At 74.7% G+C, this 18,524-nt stretch carries 20 protein-coding genes; 11 read left to right on the top strand and 9 right to left on the bottom strand.

Features of this window, described 5'->3' with window-relative positions:
* Positions 1-75: 75 nt before the first annotated feature.
* On the top strand, positions 76-834 hold the full coding sequence (locus ACZ518_RS07000) for an SDR family NAD(P)-dependent oxidoreductase (RefSeq protein WP_469111968.1): 759 nt from the start codon (positions 76-78) through the stop codon (positions 832-834).
* Here the strand turns inward: ACZ518_RS07000 and ACZ518_RS06995 are convergent.
* The 3 genes from ACZ518_RS06995 to ACZ518_RS06985 all read right to left on the bottom strand — a co-directional run bounded on the left by ACZ518_RS06995 (position 762) and on the right by ACZ518_RS06985 (position 3,827).
* On the bottom strand, positions 762-2,381 hold the full coding sequence (locus tag ACZ518_RS06995) for an alpha/beta hydrolase (protein ID WP_469111967.1): 1,620 nt from the start codon (positions 2,379-2,381) through the stop codon (positions 762-764). The genes ACZ518_RS07000 and ACZ518_RS06995 overlap by 73 nt on opposite strands.
* A 116-nt stretch (positions 2,382-2,497) precedes the next feature.
* Positions 2,498-3,052 (bottom strand): heme-binding beta-barrel domain-containing protein, encoded by a 555-nt coding sequence (locus ACZ518_RS06990; protein WP_469111966.1) that lies wholly within the window; start codon positions 3,050-3,052, stop codon positions 2,498-2,500.
* A 103-nt stretch (positions 3,053-3,155) separates the two neighbouring features.
* Positions 3,156-3,827, bottom strand: coding sequence for a hypothetical protein (locus tag ACZ518_RS06985; RefSeq protein WP_469111965.1), 672 nt, complete (start codon positions 3,825-3,827; stop codon positions 3,156-3,158).
* Positions 3,828-4,020: 193 nt separating this feature from the next.
* Between ACZ518_RS06985 and ACZ518_RS06980 the strand changes: the two genes are divergently transcribed.
* The 3 genes from ACZ518_RS06980 (at position 4,021) to ACZ518_RS06970 (ending at position 6,182) form a co-directional block, all read left to right on the top strand.
* On the top strand, positions 4,021-4,572 hold the full coding sequence (locus tag ACZ518_RS06980; RefSeq protein ID WP_469111964.1) for a hypothetical protein: 552 nt from the start codon (positions 4,021-4,023) through the stop codon (positions 4,570-4,572).
* An 87-nt stretch (positions 4,573-4,659) separates the two neighbouring features.
* Positions 4,660-5,274 (top strand): TetR/AcrR family transcriptional regulator, encoded by a 615-nt coding sequence (locus ACZ518_RS06975; protein WP_469111963.1) that lies wholly within the window; start codon positions 4,660-4,662, stop codon positions 5,272-5,274.
* Positions 5,271-6,182 carry an SDR family oxidoreductase gene (locus ACZ518_RS06970; protein ID WP_469111962.1) on the top strand — a complete coding sequence of 304 codons (912 nt, stop codon included), beginning with the start codon at positions 5,271-5,273 and terminating at the stop codon, positions 6,180-6,182. Before ACZ518_RS06975 ends, ACZ518_RS06970 begins: the two co-directional genes overlap by 4 nt.
* Before the next feature lie 32 nt (positions 6,183-6,214).
* Here ACZ518_RS06970 and ACZ518_RS06965 read toward each other — a convergent pair whose 3' ends face one another.
* The gene (locus ACZ518_RS06965) at positions 6,215-6,781 is read right to left on the bottom strand and encodes a YbaK/EbsC family protein (RefSeq protein ID WP_469111961.1); all 567 of its coding nucleotides are present in this window, start codon (positions 6,779-6,781) and stop codon (positions 6,215-6,217) included.
* Between the two features lie 103 nt (positions 6,782-6,884).
* Here ACZ518_RS06965 and ACZ518_RS06960 point away from each other — a divergent pair, with 103 nt between their 5' ends.
* Entirely contained in the window at positions 6,885-7,940 is a 1,056-nt protein-coding gene (locus ACZ518_RS06960) for a cation diffusion facilitator family transporter (RefSeq protein ID WP_469111960.1), read from the top strand.
* 6 nt (positions 7,941-7,946) lie between these two features.
* On the opposite strand, the gene ACZ518_RS06955 is transcribed toward ACZ518_RS06960, so the two are convergent.
* Entirely contained in the window at positions 7,947-8,849 is a 903-nt protein-coding gene (locus ACZ518_RS06955) for an alpha/beta fold hydrolase (protein ID WP_469111959.1), read from the bottom strand.
* A 101-nt stretch (positions 8,850-8,950) separates the two neighbouring features.
* Here ACZ518_RS06955 and ACZ518_RS06950 point away from each other — a divergent pair, with 101 nt between their 5' ends.
* Positions 8,951-10,309, top strand: coding sequence for an OFA family MFS transporter (locus ACZ518_RS06950; RefSeq protein ID WP_469111958.1), 1,359 nt, complete (start codon positions 8,951-8,953; stop codon positions 10,307-10,309).
* On the top strand, positions 10,306-10,419 hold the full coding sequence (locus ACZ518_RS06945; RefSeq protein ID WP_469111957.1) for an MFS transporter small subunit: 114 nt from the start codon (positions 10,306-10,308) through the stop codon (positions 10,417-10,419). Before ACZ518_RS06950 ends, ACZ518_RS06945 begins: the two co-directional genes overlap by 4 nt.
* On the opposite strand, the gene ACZ518_RS06940 is transcribed toward ACZ518_RS06945, so the two are convergent.
* Positions 10,409-11,302, bottom strand: coding sequence for an ArsR/SmtB family transcription factor (locus ACZ518_RS06940; protein ID WP_469111956.1), 894 nt, complete (start codon positions 11,300-11,302; stop codon positions 10,409-10,411). The two genes, ACZ518_RS06945 and ACZ518_RS06940, sit on opposite strands and share 11 nt — an antisense overlap.
* Positions 11,303-11,384: 82 nt before the next feature.
* On the opposite strand from ACZ518_RS06940, the gene ACZ518_RS06935 reads away from it, so the two are divergent.
* Positions 11,385-12,653 carry an MFS transporter gene (locus ACZ518_RS06935; RefSeq protein ID WP_469111955.1) on the top strand — a complete coding sequence of 423 codons (1,269 nt, stop codon included), beginning with the start codon at positions 11,385-11,387 and terminating at the stop codon, positions 12,651-12,653.
* Positions 12,654-12,661: 8 nt separating this feature from the next.
* On the top strand, positions 12,662-13,537 hold the full coding sequence (locus ACZ518_RS06930) for a PhzF family phenazine biosynthesis protein (RefSeq protein WP_469111954.1): 876 nt from the start codon (positions 12,662-12,664) through the stop codon (positions 13,535-13,537).
* Positions 13,538-13,571: 34 nt separating this feature from the next.
* Here ACZ518_RS06930 and ACZ518_RS06925 read toward each other — a convergent pair whose 3' ends face one another.
* Entirely contained in the window at positions 13,572-14,024 is a 453-nt protein-coding gene (locus ACZ518_RS06925) for a MarR family winged helix-turn-helix transcriptional regulator (protein WP_469111953.1), read from the bottom strand.
* A 91-nt stretch (positions 14,025-14,115) separates the two neighbouring features.
* Between ACZ518_RS06925 and ACZ518_RS06920 the strand changes: the two genes are divergently transcribed.
* Complete coding sequence (locus tag ACZ518_RS06920; RefSeq protein ID WP_469111952.1) at positions 14,116-14,970, top strand: SDR family NAD(P)-dependent oxidoreductase; 855 nt, start codon at positions 14,116-14,118, stop codon at positions 14,968-14,970.
* A gap of 29 nt (positions 14,971-14,999) precedes the next feature.
* Here ACZ518_RS06920 and ACZ518_RS06915 read toward each other — a convergent pair whose 3' ends face one another.
* A complete protein-coding gene (locus ACZ518_RS06915; protein ID WP_469111951.1) occupies positions 15,000-16,109 on the bottom strand; it encodes a mechanosensitive ion channel family protein in 1,110 nt (369 codons plus the stop codon).
* 420 nt (positions 16,110-16,529) lie between these two features.
* Between ACZ518_RS06915 and ACZ518_RS06910 the strand changes: the two genes are divergently transcribed.
* Positions 16,530-17,405 carry a hypothetical protein gene (locus tag ACZ518_RS06910; RefSeq protein ID WP_469111950.1) on the top strand — a complete coding sequence of 292 codons (876 nt, stop codon included), beginning with the start codon at positions 16,530-16,532 and terminating at the stop codon, positions 17,403-17,405.
* Between the two features lie 83 nt (positions 17,406-17,488).
* Here the strand turns inward: ACZ518_RS06910 and ACZ518_RS06905 are convergent, their stop codons facing one another.
* A complete protein-coding gene (locus ACZ518_RS06905) occupies positions 17,489-18,232 on the bottom strand; it encodes a polysaccharide deacetylase family protein (RefSeq protein ID WP_469111949.1) in 744 nt (247 codons plus the stop codon).
* Between the last annotated feature and the right edge of the window lie 292 nt (positions 18,233-18,524).

Here is an 18,524-nt window from a genome sequence, read left to right as displayed (position 1 = left end):
GCCCTTTCGCATGCCCTCATACTGAACCGTTCGTTCCAATAAGGGGCCGTCGCCCCTCGAATGGAGTCACCGAAGATGAACCGCTTCACCGGCAAGACCGTCCTCGTGACCGGCGCGGGCTCCGGCCTCGGCCGGGCCATCGCCCTGGCCTTCGCCGCCGAGGGCGCCTCCGTCGTGGCCGCGGGCCGCACCGCCGCCACCCTGGACGAGACGGTCACCCTCGTCGAAGCGGCCGGCGGCACCGCCGCCGCCGTCCCCGCCGACGTCACCGACCCGGGCGGGGTGGCGGACCTCGTCCGCGAGACCGTGGCCCGCTTCGGCGGACTGGACGTCGCCGTCAACAACGCGGGCATACTCCGCGGCCTCGGACCCGTCGGCGAGGTCAGCGAAGAGGACTGGGACGCGGTCCAGCGCACCAACGTCACCGGTGTCTGGCTGGCGATGAAGCACGAGATCGCGCACATGCGGCAGAACGGCGGCGGCGCCATCGTCAACATCTCCTCCAACCTGGGCGCGCACATGCGGATCCCCAACGCCGCCGCCTACATCACCTCCAAGGCGGCCGTCTCCGCCCTCACCCGCGCCGCCGCACTCGACCACATCCACGAGGGCGTGCGCATCAACGCGGTCAGCCCCGGCGCCTCCGCCGGGCCCATGTCGCTGCGGCCCGGCGAGACCGAGGCCGGCCGGGCCGAGCGGATGAAGCAGGAGAACCCCCTCGGCCGCCTCGCGGAGGCCGAGGAAGTGGCCGCCGCCGTGCTCTACCTCGCCTCGCCCGCGGCCGGCTCGGTCGTCGGCACCGACCTCGTCATCGACAGCGGCTCCTCCGCCTGAGCCCCGCCGCGGGCGGCCGGATCGGGCAGCGGCCGCCCCGCGCAGGCGGCGTCCGCGTCCGGCATCCGGCCGTCGAGCAGGAACTCCTCGACGTAGCGGTCCACGCAGGCGTTCCTCGACTGGTAGGTGCCGTGGTCACCGCCGCCCACCGTGATCAGGCGCGATCCCGCCAGCCGCTCGTGGGCCCGTACGGCTCCCTCGTGGTAGGTCGCCGGATCGCGCTCCGAGTTGAGCATCAGGACCGGCGGCAGCCCCCGGCCCGTCACCTCGACGCGCGGCGCGCCGGAGCGCGGCCAGGCGGCGCAGACCGAGGTGAAGGCCAGCTCCCGCGCGCCCGCCATGGGGTGGTCGCGGCTGTCCGCCTCGCTCCTGCGCACCCAGTACTCGGTGTCGCGGTTCCAGGGGGTGTCCTGGCAGACCACGGAGAAGAAGTCGGCGGCGAACCGGGCGTCCATCGGGTGCTTCAGCTTCTGGGCGAGGGCCCGCCGGGTGGCGGCCGGGGCGCTCGCCGGGTCCTCCAGGACACCGAGGAGCGCCGCCAGGTCGGGGAACCGGTTGCCGCTGTAGATGATGCCGGTAGCCGCCGCGTCCAGCTGGTCGGGCAGGACGCGGGTCCCCTCCAGGTCGAGCGGGTGCTCGCGGAGAGAGGCGCGCAGCCGCTCGTACGAGGCCTTGGCCTCCGCCGGGGTCCTGCCCCGGTGGTAGGTCGCGTCGTTCGCGGCCAGCCACGGCAGGAAGTCCTGCTCGAACCGGCGCTGGAAGCTCATCGGCTGCCCCGTCAGGAAGTCCTGCCAGCTGCCGCTGAAGTCGATGTTGCTGTCGAGCACCACCCGCTCGACCCGGCGCGGGAAGCGGGTCGCGTAGACGGCGCCGAGGTAGGTGGCGTAGGACGGGCCGTAGTACGACACCTGCCGGACGCCGAGCAGCGACCGGTACAGGTCCATGTCGTGCACGGCCTGGTCGGTGGTGATGTAGGGCAGCAGACCGCCCGAGTTGCGCCGGCAGTCGCGTACGAAGTCCCGTGCGCGCTCCACGGTGCCGCGCACGGCCTCCTCGGAGCGGTCGCGCAGGTCGCCGGGCGCGAACAGGGCGTCCACCTTCTCCTGGCCGGAGCAGACCACGTTCGTGCTCGCCCCGACACCGCGCTGGTCGAAGCTCACGATGTCGTACGCGGCCGCCAGCTTCGGCGCGTACGAGGCCAGGCCCGCCGGCCGCCCCAGCCCCGAGGCCCCCGGGCCGCCGGCGGCCATCATCAGGACCCCGCGCCGGGCGGCGGGGTCCGCGGCGCGGTGCCGGGACACGGCCACCGTGAGGTCCGGCCCCCGGCCCGGGTGGTACCAGTCGCGCGGTACCGCCATCGAGGCGCACTCCAGCGGACCCGTTTCGCAGGGCCGCCAGTCGAGGCGCTGGTTCGCGTACCGGCCGGGTATCGCGCGGGCCTCGGCCCCCGGCGCGGCGTTCGCCGGGACGGCGGGCAGCGCCGCCACGGCGAGCAGCCCGCAGGCGGCGGCCGCGGCCCGGCGCGCGGTCTTCTTCAACAGGTCCATCTGGGTGGTCTCTTCCCCGTCGCGGTGATCGGTCGTGACGATCCTCCGCGAATCCGGGGCCCGGGACGATCTCCCCACCACCCGTGTCCGGGGTGGTGCTGGTGCCACCCCCGCCGTCAGGCGCGGCGGAGCAGACGCGTCGTCAAGTGGTGCTGGAGCGGCTGCCCCACGGCCGCCATGTCGTGCACGACCGTCAGGGCGTCCCCGTCGAGGGTGTAGTGGCGGCGGGTGCCGGTGACCTCCTTGGCCAGGGGGGTCAGCGACACGTCCTTGGTCTCGATCTCGATCTCCAGCCCGGCCGCGGCCGGGGCGGACACCCGCCCGGTGTACGTCTCGACGATGCCGGTCGGGTGGGCGAGCACCACCTCCAGCGACGCGTCGGGCGTCACCCGCCACCACCCGGCCTCCCGCCCCGCCGGCCGCACCGGGGCGCCGGCCCCGTCGACCAGCCACGCGCGCGCCTCGTAGCGCAGGAAGGGCCGGCCGTCGTGGCTGAAGGTGATCTCCTGCTCGTACCGGAAGTCCTGCTCCAGCGTCGGGTACTCGCCCCGCCCCCGCCCGTGCCAGCGCCCCAGCAGGGGGAGCACCGGCGCCAGCAGCGGATGCGGCTCGGGCCCCTCCCCGAGGACGTGGCTGTCGGGGTACGGATTCTCCTGCGCCGGCTCGAACATGTTCACCTTTGCCCGTTCTGTGGTCGTCCCCCGCGAGCGTGCAGCGTAGCCTGCGGCGCGGAGCCGCTCCGGGACGGTCCGCCGGCCGGACACGGCGAGCGCCCTACGCGACGAACTCCTCGTCCCCGTACCGGACCTCGGCGGACTTCCAGTCGACGCCGAGCCCGGCCGTGAACTTCCGGGCGAGCGGCAGGTCCGCGAGCGGCGCGATGAGGATCAGCCGGCCGTCGAGGGCGACCGATCCGCCGCCGAGCCGCTCCCGCGCCACGGGGTCGGCGAGCAGCGCGTCGCGCAGCCGGGTGGCGCTGACGCCCCCGGCCTGGATCTCGACGGCGTCGGTCTCCGGCGAGGTGCGCGGCAGGCAGCGGAACGTCAGCACCGACTCCTGCTCGTACTGCTTGCGGATGACGTCGGCGATGTGGTGCAGCCCGTTGGCGTCGACGCGGGCGATGTCGAACTCGCGCGACCGCTCGTAAGTGGCCTGCTGCTCGTCCTCGGACCAGAACACCCCGTCGAGCAGGGTCGAGGACTCGGTGCGCGCCCCGTGCGAGCGGATGATCTCCCGGACCTCCCGGTCGAAGCGGTGCAGCCGCGTGCGGAGCCGGGGGTCGGCCGGGTCCGTGATGACGGCGGTGTTGTCGGTGGCGAAGATCTCCGCCGCCGGGCAGCCGTCCGGGCCGGAACCGGGCGAGAAGGCGTCGGCCTGGGCCGTGCCCGCCCCCGCCGATGCCAGTGCCAGGACCCCGACCGCCACCAGTGCGCGCAACCGCTTCATTCGTCAACTCCCTGCCTGTGGACCCGTGCTGCGGCGCTCCCGATCCGCAGCGGGCCTCATCCTAGGAGCCGCGCGGTACCCCGCGGGGGCGTCGGCACCCCATATGGCGGATGGCGGACGGTGGCTACTTGGGCACCTCCCGCGTTAGGCAGCCGCCGCCACGGGTATGGCCCAGCGGGGGAGGGGGTGCGGGGTGCGGGACGGTGCGCGTGGTGCGGCCCGGGGCGCGGCGGCGCTCGGATCGGTGGCGACCCTCGTCCTCGCCGCCTGGCTGGTCTGGCTCCTGCCCGGCCCGCAGCTGGCCGCCGTGCTCGGCTTCGGCCCCGTGGACGGGGTCGTGACGATCGCCGAGTGCTACGAGGCCGCCGACGTGGAGGGCTACGCGGCCGGCACGCAGTGCAAGGGCCGTTACACCCCGGTCCGCGGGGGAGGGGGACCGCAGGAGGAGATCCTGCTGGAGACGGCCGCGGAGGAGCACCGGCCGGGCTCCGAGGTGGAGGTCCGCACCGCGCGGGGGAAGGCGTACGAGCTGTCGGGCTTCGCCGTCGGCAACCTGGGCGTGGCGACCGGACTGCTCCTCGTCCCCTTCCTCGCCCTGGCGGCCTGGCTGACGGCCTGCGCCCGCCGCGGCCGGGCCGTGGACGGGGGCGGCTTCGTGCTCGCGGCGCTGGCCGCGATGGTGGCCGTGGTCGTGCTGGGCCTGGCGGCCGGCCTCCTCGTCGGGCTCCTCACGGCCCTCTTCTGAGCCCCGGTGCTTGCCGGGACGGAGATCGCACGCTTTAATAAATGAACAGGCATTTATTAATGGGGCGGACGGAACGGAGGTGCGGTGATGGCGCGTCCCCGAGGGGTCGAAGACGCCGTGATCCTGGGGGCGGCGGCCCGGGTCATGGGCCGCGTGGGACCCGCCGGGCTCACGCTCGCCGCCGTGGCCCGCGAGGTCGGGCTGGTGCCGGGCACCCTGGTGCAGCGGTTCGGGTCCAAGCGAGGCCTGCTGCTGGCCCTCGCCGACCGGTCCGCCAGGGAGGCCGGCGAGTGGGCCGGGCGGGTACGGCAGGACCACGACTCCGCGCTCGGGGCCCTGACCGCGCTCACGGTGGAGGCGGTGTCCGAGATGGCCACCCCGGAGAGCTTCGCCCACCACCTGGCGTTCCTGTGCGCGGACCTCACCGATCCGGAGCTCTACGAGCGCGCCCTCGCCGTACACCGGGCGCGGACGCGGGCCGTCGCGGAGCTGCTGGCGGAGGCGGCCGCCGCGGGCGAGCTCCGCGCCGGGACGGACGTCGCGGCGCTGGCCCGCACCGTCCAGGCGGTCACCGCCGGCACCGGCCTGACCTGGGCGCTCGACCGTGAGGGCACGCTGCGGGAGCGGCTCCGGCACGAGCTCGGCGTCGCACTGTCCCCGCACGTCCCGTCCCACCACGCCCATGACCAGGAGGAAATATGACGAAGGACGTACGCCCACTGGCCGCGAAGGTGGCGCTGGTCGCCGGCGGCACCCGCGGCGGCGGCCGGGGGATCGCGGTCGAACTCGGCGCCGCCGGCGCGACGGTCTACGTCACCGGCCGCAGCAGCACTGGCGGACGCTCCGCCCTGGACCGCCCGGAAACGATCGAGGAGACCGCCGAGCGGGTCACCGCGGCCGGCGGCCTCGGCATCCCCGTCCGGACCGACCACAGCAGCCCCGAGGAGGTGCGGGCGCTCGTCGACCGGATCGCCGCCGAACAGGACGGACGGCTCGACGTCCTGGTCAACTCCGTCTGGGGCGGGGACCCGCTGACCGACTGGGAACACCCCCTGTGGGAACAGGACCTCGACACCGGCCTGCGGCTGCTGCGGCAGGCGGTGGAGACCCACATCGTCACCAGCCGGTACGCCCTCCCCCTGATGGTCGCCCGGGGCAGCGGCCTGGTCGTGGAGGTCACCGACGGCAACACCGCCCGCTACCGCGGCACGTTCTTCTACGACCTCGCCAAGTCCGCGGTCATCCGCCTCGCCGTCGCACAGGCAGCCGAACTGCGGCCCCACGGCGTCGCGGCCGTGGCCCTCACCCCCGGCTTCCTGCGCTCGGAGGCCCTGCTGGAGCACTTCGGCGTCACCGAGGACAACTGGCGCGACGGCGCCGCCAAGGACCCGAACTTCGCCCACTCCGAAACCCCGGCCTACCTCGGCCGGGCCGTTGCCGCACTCGCCGCCGACCCCGACGTCATGGCCAAGTCCGGCCGCGCCCTGGCCACCTGGGGCCTCTACCGGGAGTACGGCTTCACGGACGCCGACGGCTCACAGCCGGACTTCGCCGCGCACTGGGCCGAGAACCTGGAAGCGGAGTACGGGCCCCTCGGCGACCCGCTCTGACGGGCCGGAGCGCGGCGGGCCCTCGCCGCCGGCTACGGCGCGAGGGCCAGGCCCTCCACCAGCTGCGCACCAGGGAGCCGGGCGAACAGCCCGCCCGGGGCGATCAGCTTGCCGCGCCGGCGGCCGCTGCCGACCAGGACGTACGGCATGTCCCCGACCGCCGCGTCCACCAGCAGCGGCCAGTCGGCCGGCAGGCCCAGCGGGGTGATCCCGCCGTACTCCATGCCGGTCAGCTCCACGGCCGTGGCCATCGGCGCGAAGGACACCTTGCGGGCCCCCAGGTGCCGCCGGACGACCCCGTTCACATCGGCCCGCGCCGCCGACGGCACCAGGCAGGCGGCCAGGGTCGTCTCGCCGCCCCGCTTGGCGGCGACCACCACGCAGTTCGCGGACCGGCCCAGCAGCTCCCGCCCGTAGTGCTCGACGAAGGCGGCCGTGTCCGCGATCGCCGGGTCGGTGTCCACGTAGACGATCTGCCGGGCCGCGGCCGGGTCCTCGCCGTCGAGGCCGCGTACGGCCCCGGCGACCGGGCCGACCAGTTCGGGCAGGCAGTCGGGGGCGGGGCGGGCGTCTTCGAAGGGACCGATGGGGGCGCGCATGGCCGCACGTTAACAGGGTGCGCAGGTGCGAGGCCGTCGCACCTGGTCACAGCGGGTACGACGGCTGTGGCCGCAATGGGTTCCCTGTGCCAACGTAGGCCCCATGGACGGCAATCGGAGCACCTCCACGCACCGGCACCGGCACGACCACCACCCTCACGACCACGACCACCACGATCACGACCACGGCCACGAGCACCGGCACGGACGGCGGCGCGGGCTGCGGCACCTGCTCACCCCGCACCGCCATGACGCCGGCGACAAGGTCGACGCGGCCATGGAGGGCTCCCGCGAGGGCATGCGCACGCTGTGGATCTCCCTCGCGGTGCTCGGGGCGACCGCCGCCGCCCAAGCCGTGACCGTCGCCCTGTCCGGGTCGGTCGCGCTGCTCGGCGACACGGTCCACAACACCGCCGACGCGCTGACCGCCGTACCGCTGGGCATCGCCTTCGTCCTCGGCCGGCGCGCCGCCAACCGCCGCTACACCTACGGCTACGGCCGCGCCGAGGACCTGGCGGGCGTGCTCATCGTGCTGGCCATCACCGCGTCCGCCGCCCTCGCCGCCTGGACCGCCGTCGACCGGCTCCTGCACCCCCGGGAGGTCACCCACCTGTGGGCGGTCTGCGCGGCCGCGCTGACCGGTTTCGCCGGCAACGAATGGGTGGCCCGGCTGCGCATCCGCACCGGCCGGCGGATCGGGTCCGCCGCCCTGGTCGCCGACGGCCTGCACGCCCGCACCGACGGGTTCACCTCACTGGCCGTCCTGCTGGGGGCCGCGGGCTCCGCGGCCGGCCTGCGGGCCGCCGACCCGGTCGTCGGCCTGCTCATCACCCTCGCCATCCTGCTGGTCCTGAAGGACGCCGCCCGCGAGGTCTGCCGCCGGCTGATGGACTGCGTCGACCCCGCCCTCGTGGACACCGCCGAGCACGCCCTGCGGGACGTGCCCGGGGTGCTCGGCGTCGGACAGCTGCGCATGCGGTGGATCGGCCACACCCTGCGTGCCGAGGCCGACATCGTGGTCGGCGCCCACCTGACCGTCGTCCAGGCGCACGAACTCGCGCTCGCCGCCGAGCACGCCCTGATCCGGGCGATCCCCAGGATGGCGGCCGCGACCGTCCACACCGACCACCCGGCCCCCGTCACACACCTGGCGGTCTAGGCCGGTTCAGCGGCCCGCCTCGGTGCGGTGGACGAGGTCCGTGATCAGGGCGGCGATCGCGGGCCACAGCGCCCGCGGCAGGTCGTGGCCCATACCGGCGAAGACCACCAGCTCGGCGCCCGGTACGGCCGCGGCGGTGGCCCGGCCGCCGCTCGCGTCGCACATCGGGTCGTCGGCACCGTGGATCACCAGCGTGGGCAGCCGCAGCGACCGCAGCCGCGCCGTACGGTCGCCCGACGCCACCGAGGCGACGGCCTGGCGGGCGACGCCGAGCGGGTCGTACGACCGGTCGAAGGCGCGGGCGGCGCGCTCGCGCACCGCCGCCTCGTCGAAGGGGAACCCCGGCGAGCCCAGCACCCGCACCGCGTTGACCGTCCGCTCGACCGCCTCCTCACGGCTCTTCGGCGCCGGCCCCGCCAGCGCGCCCAGCGCCCCGGCGTCCGGCCGCCCCACCGCCGGGTCGCCCGTCGTGGACATCAGCGACGTCAGCGACCGCACCCGGCCCGGGTGTTCGATCGCCATCATCTGGGCGATCGCGCCTCCCAGCGACAGGCCGACGACGTGGGCGCTGTCCAGCCCCAGCGCGTCCAGCAGGCCCACCGCGTCGCCGGCCATGTCGGACAGGGAGTACGAGGCCGACGACAGGTCGCCCGCGAGCGCCGCCGGCACGTCGGGCACCGGCGCGTCGGGGAAGTGCGTGGACAGGCCGGCGTCGCGGTTGTCGAACCGGATCAGCTGTACGCCGCGCCCCGTCAGCTCCGCGCAGAAGTCGTCGGGCCAGCCGTGCATCTGGAGGGCGATGCCCATGACCAGCAGCACGGGCGGAGCCTGCCCGTCCCCCCAGCGCTCGTAGGCCACCTCGATGCCCGCCGGGCCCACGCCCACGGCCTTCTCCTCGCTCACCGTCACGCCGTCTCCTCGTCCACAGGGCAGGGAGGGCGAACATACCGGTGGAGAACGGCCCGGCGGGCACTCACCGGGCGGCGCGCCGGTGCGGTACGGTCCGCGGCATGCTCGCCGGACTGCGTACGCCCGCCCCACCGGGCTGGAGCCGCTGGCTCGTTCCGCCCGCCGCCCTCTCCGTCCACCTCGCCATCGGCCAGGCCTACGCCTGGAGCGTCTTCAAACCGCCGCTGGAGACCTCCCTCGGGCTCTCCGGAACCGCCTCCGCCCTGCCGTTCCAGCTCGCGATCGTGATGCTCGGGCTCTCCGCGGCCTTCGGCGGCACCCTGGTCGAACGCCACGGCCCGCGCTGGGCCATGACCGTGTCGGCCGTCTGCTTCACCTCCGGGTTCCTCGTCGCCTCCCTCGGCGCGGCCACCCGCCAGTACTGGATCGTCGTCCTCGGCTACGGCTGCGTCGGCGGGATCGGCCTCGGCATCGGCTACATCTCGCCGGTCTCCACCCTGATCAAGTGGTTTCCCGACCGGCCCGGCATGGCCACCGGCATCGCCATCATGGGCTTCGGCGGCGGCGCGCTGATCGCCGCCCCCTGGACGGCGCGGCTGCTCGGCGCGTTCGGCCGGGACTCCGCCGGGATCTCGAGGACCTTCCTCGTCATGGGGGCCGGCTATGCCGTCTTCATGGCCTTCGGGGTGCTGCTGGTACGGCTGCCGCCGCCGGGCTGGGTGCCGCCCGGGGCCGTACCCCCGAGCGGCGACCAGCCGGCGGCCGGCCCCCGGGTGTCCGCCCGCGGCGCGCTGCGCACCCCGCAGTTCTGGTGCGTCTGGGTGGTCCTCTGCACCAACGTGAGCGCCGGCATCGGCATCCTGGAGAAGGCCGCCCCGATGATCACGGACTTCTTCGCCGGCACGTCGGCGCCGGTCGCCGCGGGCGCCGCGGCCGGGTTCGTCGGGCTGCTCTCCCTCGCCAACATGCTCGGCCGCTTCGTATGGTCCTCGGCCTCGGACCTCGTCGGCCGCAAGCGGATCTACCGCGTGTACCTGGGCGCCGGCGCGCTGATGTACCTCGTCATCGCCCTGACCGGCAACTCCTCCAAGACCCTGTTCATCGCCTGCGCCGCCGTCATCCTGTCCTTCTACGGCGGCGGGTTCGCCACGGTCCCCGCCTATCTGAAGGACCTCTTCGGCGTCCACCAGGTCGGTGCGATCCACGGCCGGCTGCTGACGGCCTGGTCGGTGGCCGGCGTCCTCGGCCCGCTCATCGTCAACGCCGTGGCGGACGCCGGGAAGGCGGCCGGGCGGACCGGCCCCGCCCTCTACGGAACCTCGTTCCTCGTCATGATCGGCCTCCTCGCGGCCGGGTTCGTCGCCAACGAACTCGTACGGCCCGTGCACCCGCGCCACTACGAACCCCTGGCCGCGGGTCCGACGGCCCTGCCCGTCGCGGGGAAGGGAGCAGCCCTGTGACCGGCCGGCGTCGTGTGCTGTTCGCCGTGGCCTGGCTCTGGACCGGGATCCCCTTCGGCTACGGGATGTACGAACTCGCCCTGAAGATGCGCCAGTTGTTCACCGGCTGAGCGGCGCGCCGACGGGCGGGCCCCGGTCCAGCAGGGCGGTGCCGAGCTCGCTCGCCGTGTAGTGCACCTCGCGCCGGTAGCGGTGGCTCGTGACGAGGCCGGCGTCGCGCAGCACCGAGAGGTGCTGGGACACCGCGCCGAGGCTGAGCCCGCTGAGGGCCGCCAGCTGAGTGGTGGTGCTCGGCGAGCCGGTGAGGGCGAGGAGCCGGGCCCGGCTGCGGCCCAGCAGCCGGGCCAGGCCGTCCGCGCAGGTGCCCCGCCGCTCCCACAGGCCGCCCACGGCCCGCGCCGGGTACACGAGCGCGCAGGGCGCGGTCGCGGTCCCGGCCAGCAGGTGGCAGCGCGCGGCGAACGCGCTGGGGGCCAGGACGATCCCCGTACCGCCGAGATCCGGCCCGGCCGGGGGCAGTTCCGGGGACACCAGCCGGTCGCCGGTCCAGCGCAGCGACGGGTGGAGGCGGGCGAACACCTCCTGGATGCCGTCCTCGGCGAGCTGGCGCGTCCTGTACGCGATGTCCGCCTCCAGCACGGCCCGGATCCGCGGCCAGTACGGCCGGACCGCCGCCTCCCACCAGGCCCGCAGGGCCTCGCCCAGCTCCGGCGCGGCCCCCATCAGGGCCAGTTCCTCCTCGAACTCGGCCAGCGGACAGCGCGGCGGCGGAGTGGCGAACCCCGGAGAGGCGGCCGCGGCGCGCAGCGGCGCGATCCGCCCGGCGAGGGAGCGGTCCTCGCGCAGCGGCAACGCCGACTTGATCCACGGCAGATGGACCGCGTGCCGCCCCGGATCGGCGGTGGCCCGCAAGCCCGCGACGGTCTCCCACAGCGGCGAGACCGCGAACCTGATGCCCGCGATGTCGTGCACCCCGAACCGCACTTCACCCACGTACCCACCCCCACCAGCAGGACCTTTTCGCCCAGCCTAAAACATTGGCCCCACCACCCCCGCGCCCGACATCTTCGCGGACATGAAGAACCACCACCCCCTCCACGCCGACTTCCGCCGGCTCTGGACCGCCGACACGGTGAGCCAGGCCGGCTCCGCCGTGACCCTCCTCGCGCTGCCCCTCGTGGCCATCGGCGCCCTGGACGCCACCGCCTTCGAGGCCGGACTGCTCGTGATGTCCGAGTACCTGGCCTTCCTGCTGATCGGCCTGCCCGCCGGCGCCTGGGTGGACCGGCTGCGCCACCGCCCCCTGATGATCGCGGGCGACCTGGGCCGCGCCGCCCTGCTGCTGTCCGTCCCCGCGGCCGCCTGGCTGGACGTGCTGTCGCTGCCCCAGCTGTACGCCGTCGCGTTCGGGATGTCGGTGTGCACGGTCTTCTTCGACGTGGCCGCCCAGAGCGCGCTGCCGCGCCTGGTCGACGCGGACCGCCTGACGGACGCCAACATCAGGCTGGAAGCCACCCGGAACATCACCCAGGTCGGAGGGCCGGGCCTGGGCGGGGCCCTGGTCGGCGCCCTGACCGCGCCGGTGGCCCTCGCCGTCGACGCCGTCAGCTACCTCCTCTCGGCGCTCTTCGTCTCCCGGATCCGCCGGCCCGAGCCGCGCCCGGCCGCCCGGCGCGCCACCAGCCTGCGCGCCGAGATCGCCGAGGGGCTGCGCTTCGTCCTCGGCGACCGGACCCTGCGGGCGCTCACCCTCGCCTCCGCCGTCTCCAACCTGTTCGGCACCCTCGGCGCCGCCATGCTGATGGTGCTGCTCGCGGGGGAGCTCGGGCTGTCCCCGCTGCTGTGCGCGGCCGTGTTCACCGCCGAGGCACTGGGCGGCCTCCTCGGCAGCCTGCTCACGCTGCGCGTCGCCGCCGTGTTCGGCCATGGCCGGGCCATGTGCGCGTCCGTGATCGTCAGCGGGGTGCTGTGGCTGTCGGCCGTCCCCCTCTACCGGGACGACTGGCGGTTCGCGGCCGCCGTCGCCCTCCAGGGACTGGGCTGGACCGCCTTCATGACCTTCAAGATCAGCTCGGTCGCGTACCGGCAGCGGGTGTGCCCCGAGCCCCTCCTCGGCCGCACCGCCGCGACGTTCCGCTTCGTGGTGTGGGGCGCCATGCCCGTCGGCGCCCTGGCAGGCGGACTGCTGGGGCAGTGGCTCGGGGCCCGGCCGGCCATGTGGACCGGCGCCCTGGGGGAGCTCCTCGCCGTCCTCCCCCTCCTCCTCTCGCCGCTCCGGACCGCCCGCGAACTGCCGCCCGCCCCCGCCGCCGCTCCCGCCGCCCCGTCCCTCGTCCGGCCGTGAGGTCCCCGATGCGCTACCACCACGTCGACGTCTTCGCCCCCCGCCCCTACAGCGGCAACAGTCTCGCGGTGTTCCCCGACGCCGGAGCACTGACCGCCGCTCAGATGCTGGCCATCACCCGGGAACTGCGCCACTTCGAATCGGTCTTCCTGGTACGCGACCCCGCGCGCCCGCGCACCTGCCGGGCACGGGTCTTCGACCTCACCGGGGAACTCGGCTTCGCGGGCCACCCCCTCATCGGGGCCGCCGGCGTGCTGCACGCCCTGGACGCCCCCGGTGCCGGTGCCGCCACCTGGACCCTGCGCCTGAGCACACGCACCGTGCGGGTCGCCACCCGCACCCGGGCGCCGCGCCGCCGGTACGCGGCCGTGCTCGACCAGGGGCCCGCGGCGTTCCTCGGCCGCACCGGAGCCGAGGACGCCGCCGCCATCGCCGCCCGCTTCTCCCTGGACGCCCGTGACCTGGACCCCGCACTGCCCCCGGAGACCGTGTCGACCGGACTGCGCTACCTGGTCCTCCCCGTACGGGGGGACGCGCTGGCCCGGGCCAGGATCACCGCCCCGCTCGACGCCCCGCTCGCGGGCCTGGGCGCCGACTACGCGTACCTCCTCGACGCCGAGGCCCTGGAGGGGCGGCACTGGACCAACGACGGTGCGGTGGAGGACGTGGCGACCGGCAGCGGGGCCGGCTGCGCGGCCGCGTACCTGCGCCGCCACGGCCGCACCGGCGACGGCGAGCCCGTGGTGCTGGGCCAGGGGCGGTTCACCGGCCGGCCCAGCGAGATGACCGTCGCCGCGTACGGGAGCGGAACGGACATCCGCGGCGTCGAGGTGGGCGGCCCCGTGGCGCTCCTCGGCGAGGGGACCCTCGCCGAGCTGCCCTGACCGCCGCCGGGGCGAGGGCTCGCCCGCGTATGCGTCAGCGGCGCTTGAGCTTCGCCCACACGGTTTCGAGGGCGGCGATGTCCGCGTCGTCGAGGCGGTCGTCGAAGACCTCCCGCAGCGCCCCCCGCCGGGTCGCGTCCGCCTCGGCGAAGGCGCGGCGGCCCTCGGCCGTGAGGCGTACGCACACGGAGCGGGCGTCCGTGGGGGAGGGGACCCGGTCGACCAGGCCCCGGGCCTGGAGCTGGTCGACGACCCGGGACACCTGGCTGCGGCTGAGGAGGGTCTTGGCCCCCAGCGCGGAGGCGGCGACCGGCTCGCTCTGGCCGTTCAGCCACAGCATCACCTCGAACCAGGACAGCGGCAGGCCGTGGGCCCGCGTGAGTTCCTGGTCGATGCGGGCGGAGAGGGTGGTGCCCGCCCAGATCAGGCCGTAGAAGGCGTGGTCGCGGGCGGTGAGGTCACCCAGGGTGAGGTCTGTGCGCGCCATACCCGGCAGCCTAGCCGCTTGCGTGTGTACACACGTAAATATATTGTGTGTGCACACACCTAATTCCTCCCTCGTCCCCGGAGCCCGCCCCATGAACACCACCGGCACCCCGAACACCGTCCTGATCACCGGCACCTCCTCCGGCATCGGCCTCGCGGCCGCCGTCCTCGCCGCCCAGGCCGGCTGGCAGGTCGTCGCCACCATGCGCGACACCGCGAAGGCCGGCCCGCTGCGCCGGGCCGCGGCCGAGGCGGGGGTCGAGGACCTGGTCCAGGTCAAACGGCTCGACGTGGTCGACCCCGCGTCCATCGACGCCTGCCTGGAGGAGGTGCTCGCCGAGCACGGACGGCTCGACGCGGTGGTCAACAACGCCGGCGCCGGCCGGGTCGGGACGATCGAACAGGACACGGTCGAGGACGTCCGCGCCACCATGGAGGTCAACTTCTTCGGAGTCGTCCAGGTCACCCGCGCCGCGATGCCGCACCTGCGCGCCTCGCGCGGCCGCCTGATCACGGTCACCAGCGTCGGCGGCGTGATCGGCCAGCCCTTCAACGAGGCCTACTGCGCCGCCAAGTTCGCCGTCGAGGGCTTCATGGAGTCCCTCGCCCCCGTCGCCGCGACCGCCGGCGTCGCCGTCACCCTCGTCGAACCGGGCGCGGTGGCCAGCGAGTTCGTCAACACCATCGGCGTGGACGTGCCCGCCCTGCTCACCGCGGCGGGCCCCTACGCCCCGGCGCTGCGGACGTACGTCGAGCGCACGGTCACGTCGTTCGCCGGGGCCCAGACCCCGGCCGAGGCGGCCGCGCCGATCACGCAGGCCCTGACCGCGGAGAAGCCCGCCTTCCGGGTCCAGACCTCCGACTGGGCCCGCGACTTCGTCGGCCTCAAGCTCGCGGACCTGGACGGCTCGGCCGTCCAGGCCATGACAGGGGCCTGGGTGGGCTGACGCCCGCAGGCCCCCGGTCCCATGGCCGGCTACCGCCGCCGGTCCGCCAGCACCTCGGACGACGCGTCCCGCTGGTGCGGCAACGGCGGGACGGACAGCGGCGCCCCCGCCTCGTCCTGCCGGAGCGAGACGGTGCGCGCGGGCGCGGGGATCGAGATGCCCTCCGCCCGGTACCGCTGGTGCAGGCGCTTGATGAACTCGTGCTTGATCCGGTACTGGTCGCTGAACTCGCCCACGCCCAGGATCACCGTGAAGTTGATCCTGGAGTCCCCGAAGGTGTGGAAGCGGACCGCGGCCTCGTGGTCCGGGACCCCGCCGACGATGTCGGCCATCACGCTGTCGACGACGTCGAGGGTCACCCGCTCCACGTGCTCCAGGTCGCTCTCGTAGCCGACCCCGGCCTGGACCAGGATCGACAGCTTCTGCTCGGGCTGGCTGTAGTTGGTCATGTTCGTCCGCGCGAGGCGGCCGTTCGGGATGATCACCAGGTTGTTCGACAGGTTGCGCACCACGCTGTTACGCCAGTTGATGTCGACGACGTACCCCTCCTCACCGCTGGTCAGACGGATGTAGTCACCCGGCTGGACGGTCTTCGAGGCGAGGATGTGCACCCCCGCGAAGAGGTTGGCGAGGGTGTCCTGCAGGGCCAGCGCGACGGCGAGACCGCCCACCCCGAGAGCGGTGACCAGCGGGGCGATGGACACCCCGAGGGTCTCCAGGGCCACGAGGACACCCATCGTCAGCACCACGATCCTCGTGATGTTGACGAAGATGGTCGCGGACGCCGCGACACCCGTACGGGACGCCGCCACCGACTGCACCAGACCCGCCACGACCCGCGCCGCGCTGAGGGTGGCGATGACGATGAGCACCGCCATCAGCGACTGGTCGATCACGCCCCCGACCCGCGCGGTGAGGGGCAGCGCCGAAGCGGCCACCGCGGCCCCGGCGAGCACGGCCGCCCAGGGGACGACGGTCCGCAGCGCGTCGACGATGACGTCGTCCCCGCTCCACTTGGTCCGGCTCGCGTGCTTGGCCAGCCACTTCATCAGCGCCCGCAGCACCAGACCGGCCACACCACCGGTGGCCAGCGCGATGCCGGCCACCACCCAGTCGTGCAGGACGAGGTCCCGGGTCACCGGCCGGCCCCCGCACCGTGGAGGGCGAGGGAACGGGCCGCCGCCGGCCGCCGTATGTGCTGTGTCGTCACCTTGTCACCTGTCAGGTCGTGTTGTGCGCAGCCACGTTGGAGCGGATGTACGCATTCCGAACGGAACTGTCATCCTGCCCCATGCCCCGGCCGCCGCCGCACCCCGACCCCGCCGTTCCACCCGCACCGGACCGCTCCCCACGGGGGAGGGCGGGGTTGCTCCGTGTTGACGAACCGCTCACCTGACCGGCCCACACCCGCGGCCTGTCGGGCCGGCCCGGGTGGCGGGGAGCGGTGATATGTGCAGCGCGTGGAGAGGCACCCGGCCCGGCCAACGGGCCACGGGGGCCCACGCAACCGTTCCCTCGCGCTCCCGCGGCGCTCCTCGGCGTCGGCGGGGAAGGAAGTCATGAACCTGAACGCTCACAAGGTGTCCCAACGGTCCCGGACCCGGTCGCGGGTGCTGCTCGCCTCCATCGCCGCCGCGACCGCCCTCAGCGCCCAGCTGGTGGCGATCGCCCCGGCGGCCTCCGCCGACGGCCCCAAGCCGTCGGGCCACAACGCGCCGTCGGTCCAGGACAAGCAGAGGAACCCGGACAAGGGCAGGGACGACCACAAGAAGAAGCCCTCGCAGTTCCCGCACGGTCTGCGGCAGTTCACCTCCGACAACACCTTCACCGTCCCGGCGGGCGTCACCACCGTGTTCGTCCAGGCCTGGGGCGCCGGCGGCGGCGGTGGCGGCGGCGGTGGCGCCTCCGCCACCAGCCCGGGCGGCGCGGGCGGTGGCGGTGGCGCCGGCGGCTTCACCTGGTGCACCCTCAACGTCCGCCCGCTGGCCGACTACGGCGTGGACGTCGGCGACGGCGGGTCCGGCGGCGACGGCGGGGCCGGCGGCACCACCGGCACCGCGGGCGACTCCGGTGACCAGGGCGGCAACACGACCGTCGTCGCGACGGCGACCAACACCACCCTCGCCACCGCCACCGGTGGCGGTGGCGGTGGTGGTGGTGGCGGCGGCACCACCACCCCGGGTGCCGGCGGCGCCGGTGGAGCGGGAGGCAACGGCTCCTGCACCACGGGCGGCGTGAACCGCGCTGGCGGTGCCGGTTCGCCCGGTGGCGCGGGTACGGCGATCGGCCTGGGCGGAGCCCCCGCCGACGGCATCGTCGCCCTGCCCCCGGGCGGCGCCGAGGGCGGCGACGGCGGGGCGGGAGGCGGCACTCCCAGCCTCGGCGGAAGCGGCGGACAGCCCGGCGGCGACGGCTACGTCGTCATCTGGTGGTAGCTCCGGCGCCCTGACCGCACGGACGTGACACTCCGACCGCCCGCTCCCACGGCCCCGCGGCCGAGGGGGCGGGCGGTCGCCCGTCACGGCGCGGCCGCGAGGAACTCGCGCAGGTCGACGATCGCGTACTCCTCCTCCAGCGCCGCGTCGATGATCCGCGGCAGGGCCTGCGCGTCGAGGACGACCCCGTCACCCGCGCTGCTGCCCACGTGCATCTGCAGGATGGCCCCGGGGCCCAGGGAACCCACAGCCCTGCGGACCGCCTTGTCCACCGTCATCCCGCCGGCCGGACCCAGGTAGCCGTTCGTGTCGTTGGTGAACTCGATCGCCGCATAACCCAGGTCGTTGACGTCCTCCACCGCGTCCTCTGTGGTCGAGCTGTACGGGAACCGGAAGAACGGCAGCGGCTCGGCCCCGGACGCCGTACGGATCGCCGCGTCGGCGGTCCGCACCTCCCGAGCCCGCTCCGCCGTGTCGAGGTCGTCGAAGTAAGGGTGGCTGTGGGAGTGGTTGCCCAGCCCGTGCCCGGCGGCGGCCATCGCCCGCACGGCCGCGGGACGGGCCTTCGCGTACAGGCCGGTGGGGAAGAAGGTGGCGGCCGCCTTCCGCCGCCGCAGCTCCGTCAGGACGGTGTCGAGACCGCTCTCGTCCCAGGCGGCGTTGAAGGTGAGCGCCACCACCCTGCGCGCGGTGGGCAGCCGCCGGATCTCCCGCCCGAGCAGTGACGCCGGCGGCCGCGGTCCCGCCGCGGCGGCCACGGCACCAAGGGCGGGCACCAGACCCGCGGCCAGCAGCGCCGCCATCGCGGCACGTCGTCCCACATCCACCACGGTCCTCCTCCGGCCACCGCACCGCACCGCGCGGCGCTGCCCCGAGTCTGCGAGAGCACCGGGCGGCGCGCCGCGCAGCCGTGCCGGGCACCCGGGTGATCTCCGCCCGCCGTACCGCCGGGACACGGTGCGCCCGGCCCCGGTCCCGGCCGGCGGCACCGTACAGTCCGCTTCGGGCACCCCGCCTCCGTCAGCGCAGGCCGCGCACCGGCAAGGGAGACAGCCGTGAACACCACCGACCAGGACCGCTTCCCGTCGGACCCGGCCCGCCCCCACGACGGGGAACTCA

The organism is Streptomyces sp. NPDC033966 (assembly GCF_055575955.1).
Note: the sequence above shows the minus strand (reverse complement) of the source record. Positions and strands in the feature narration are given on the sequence as shown.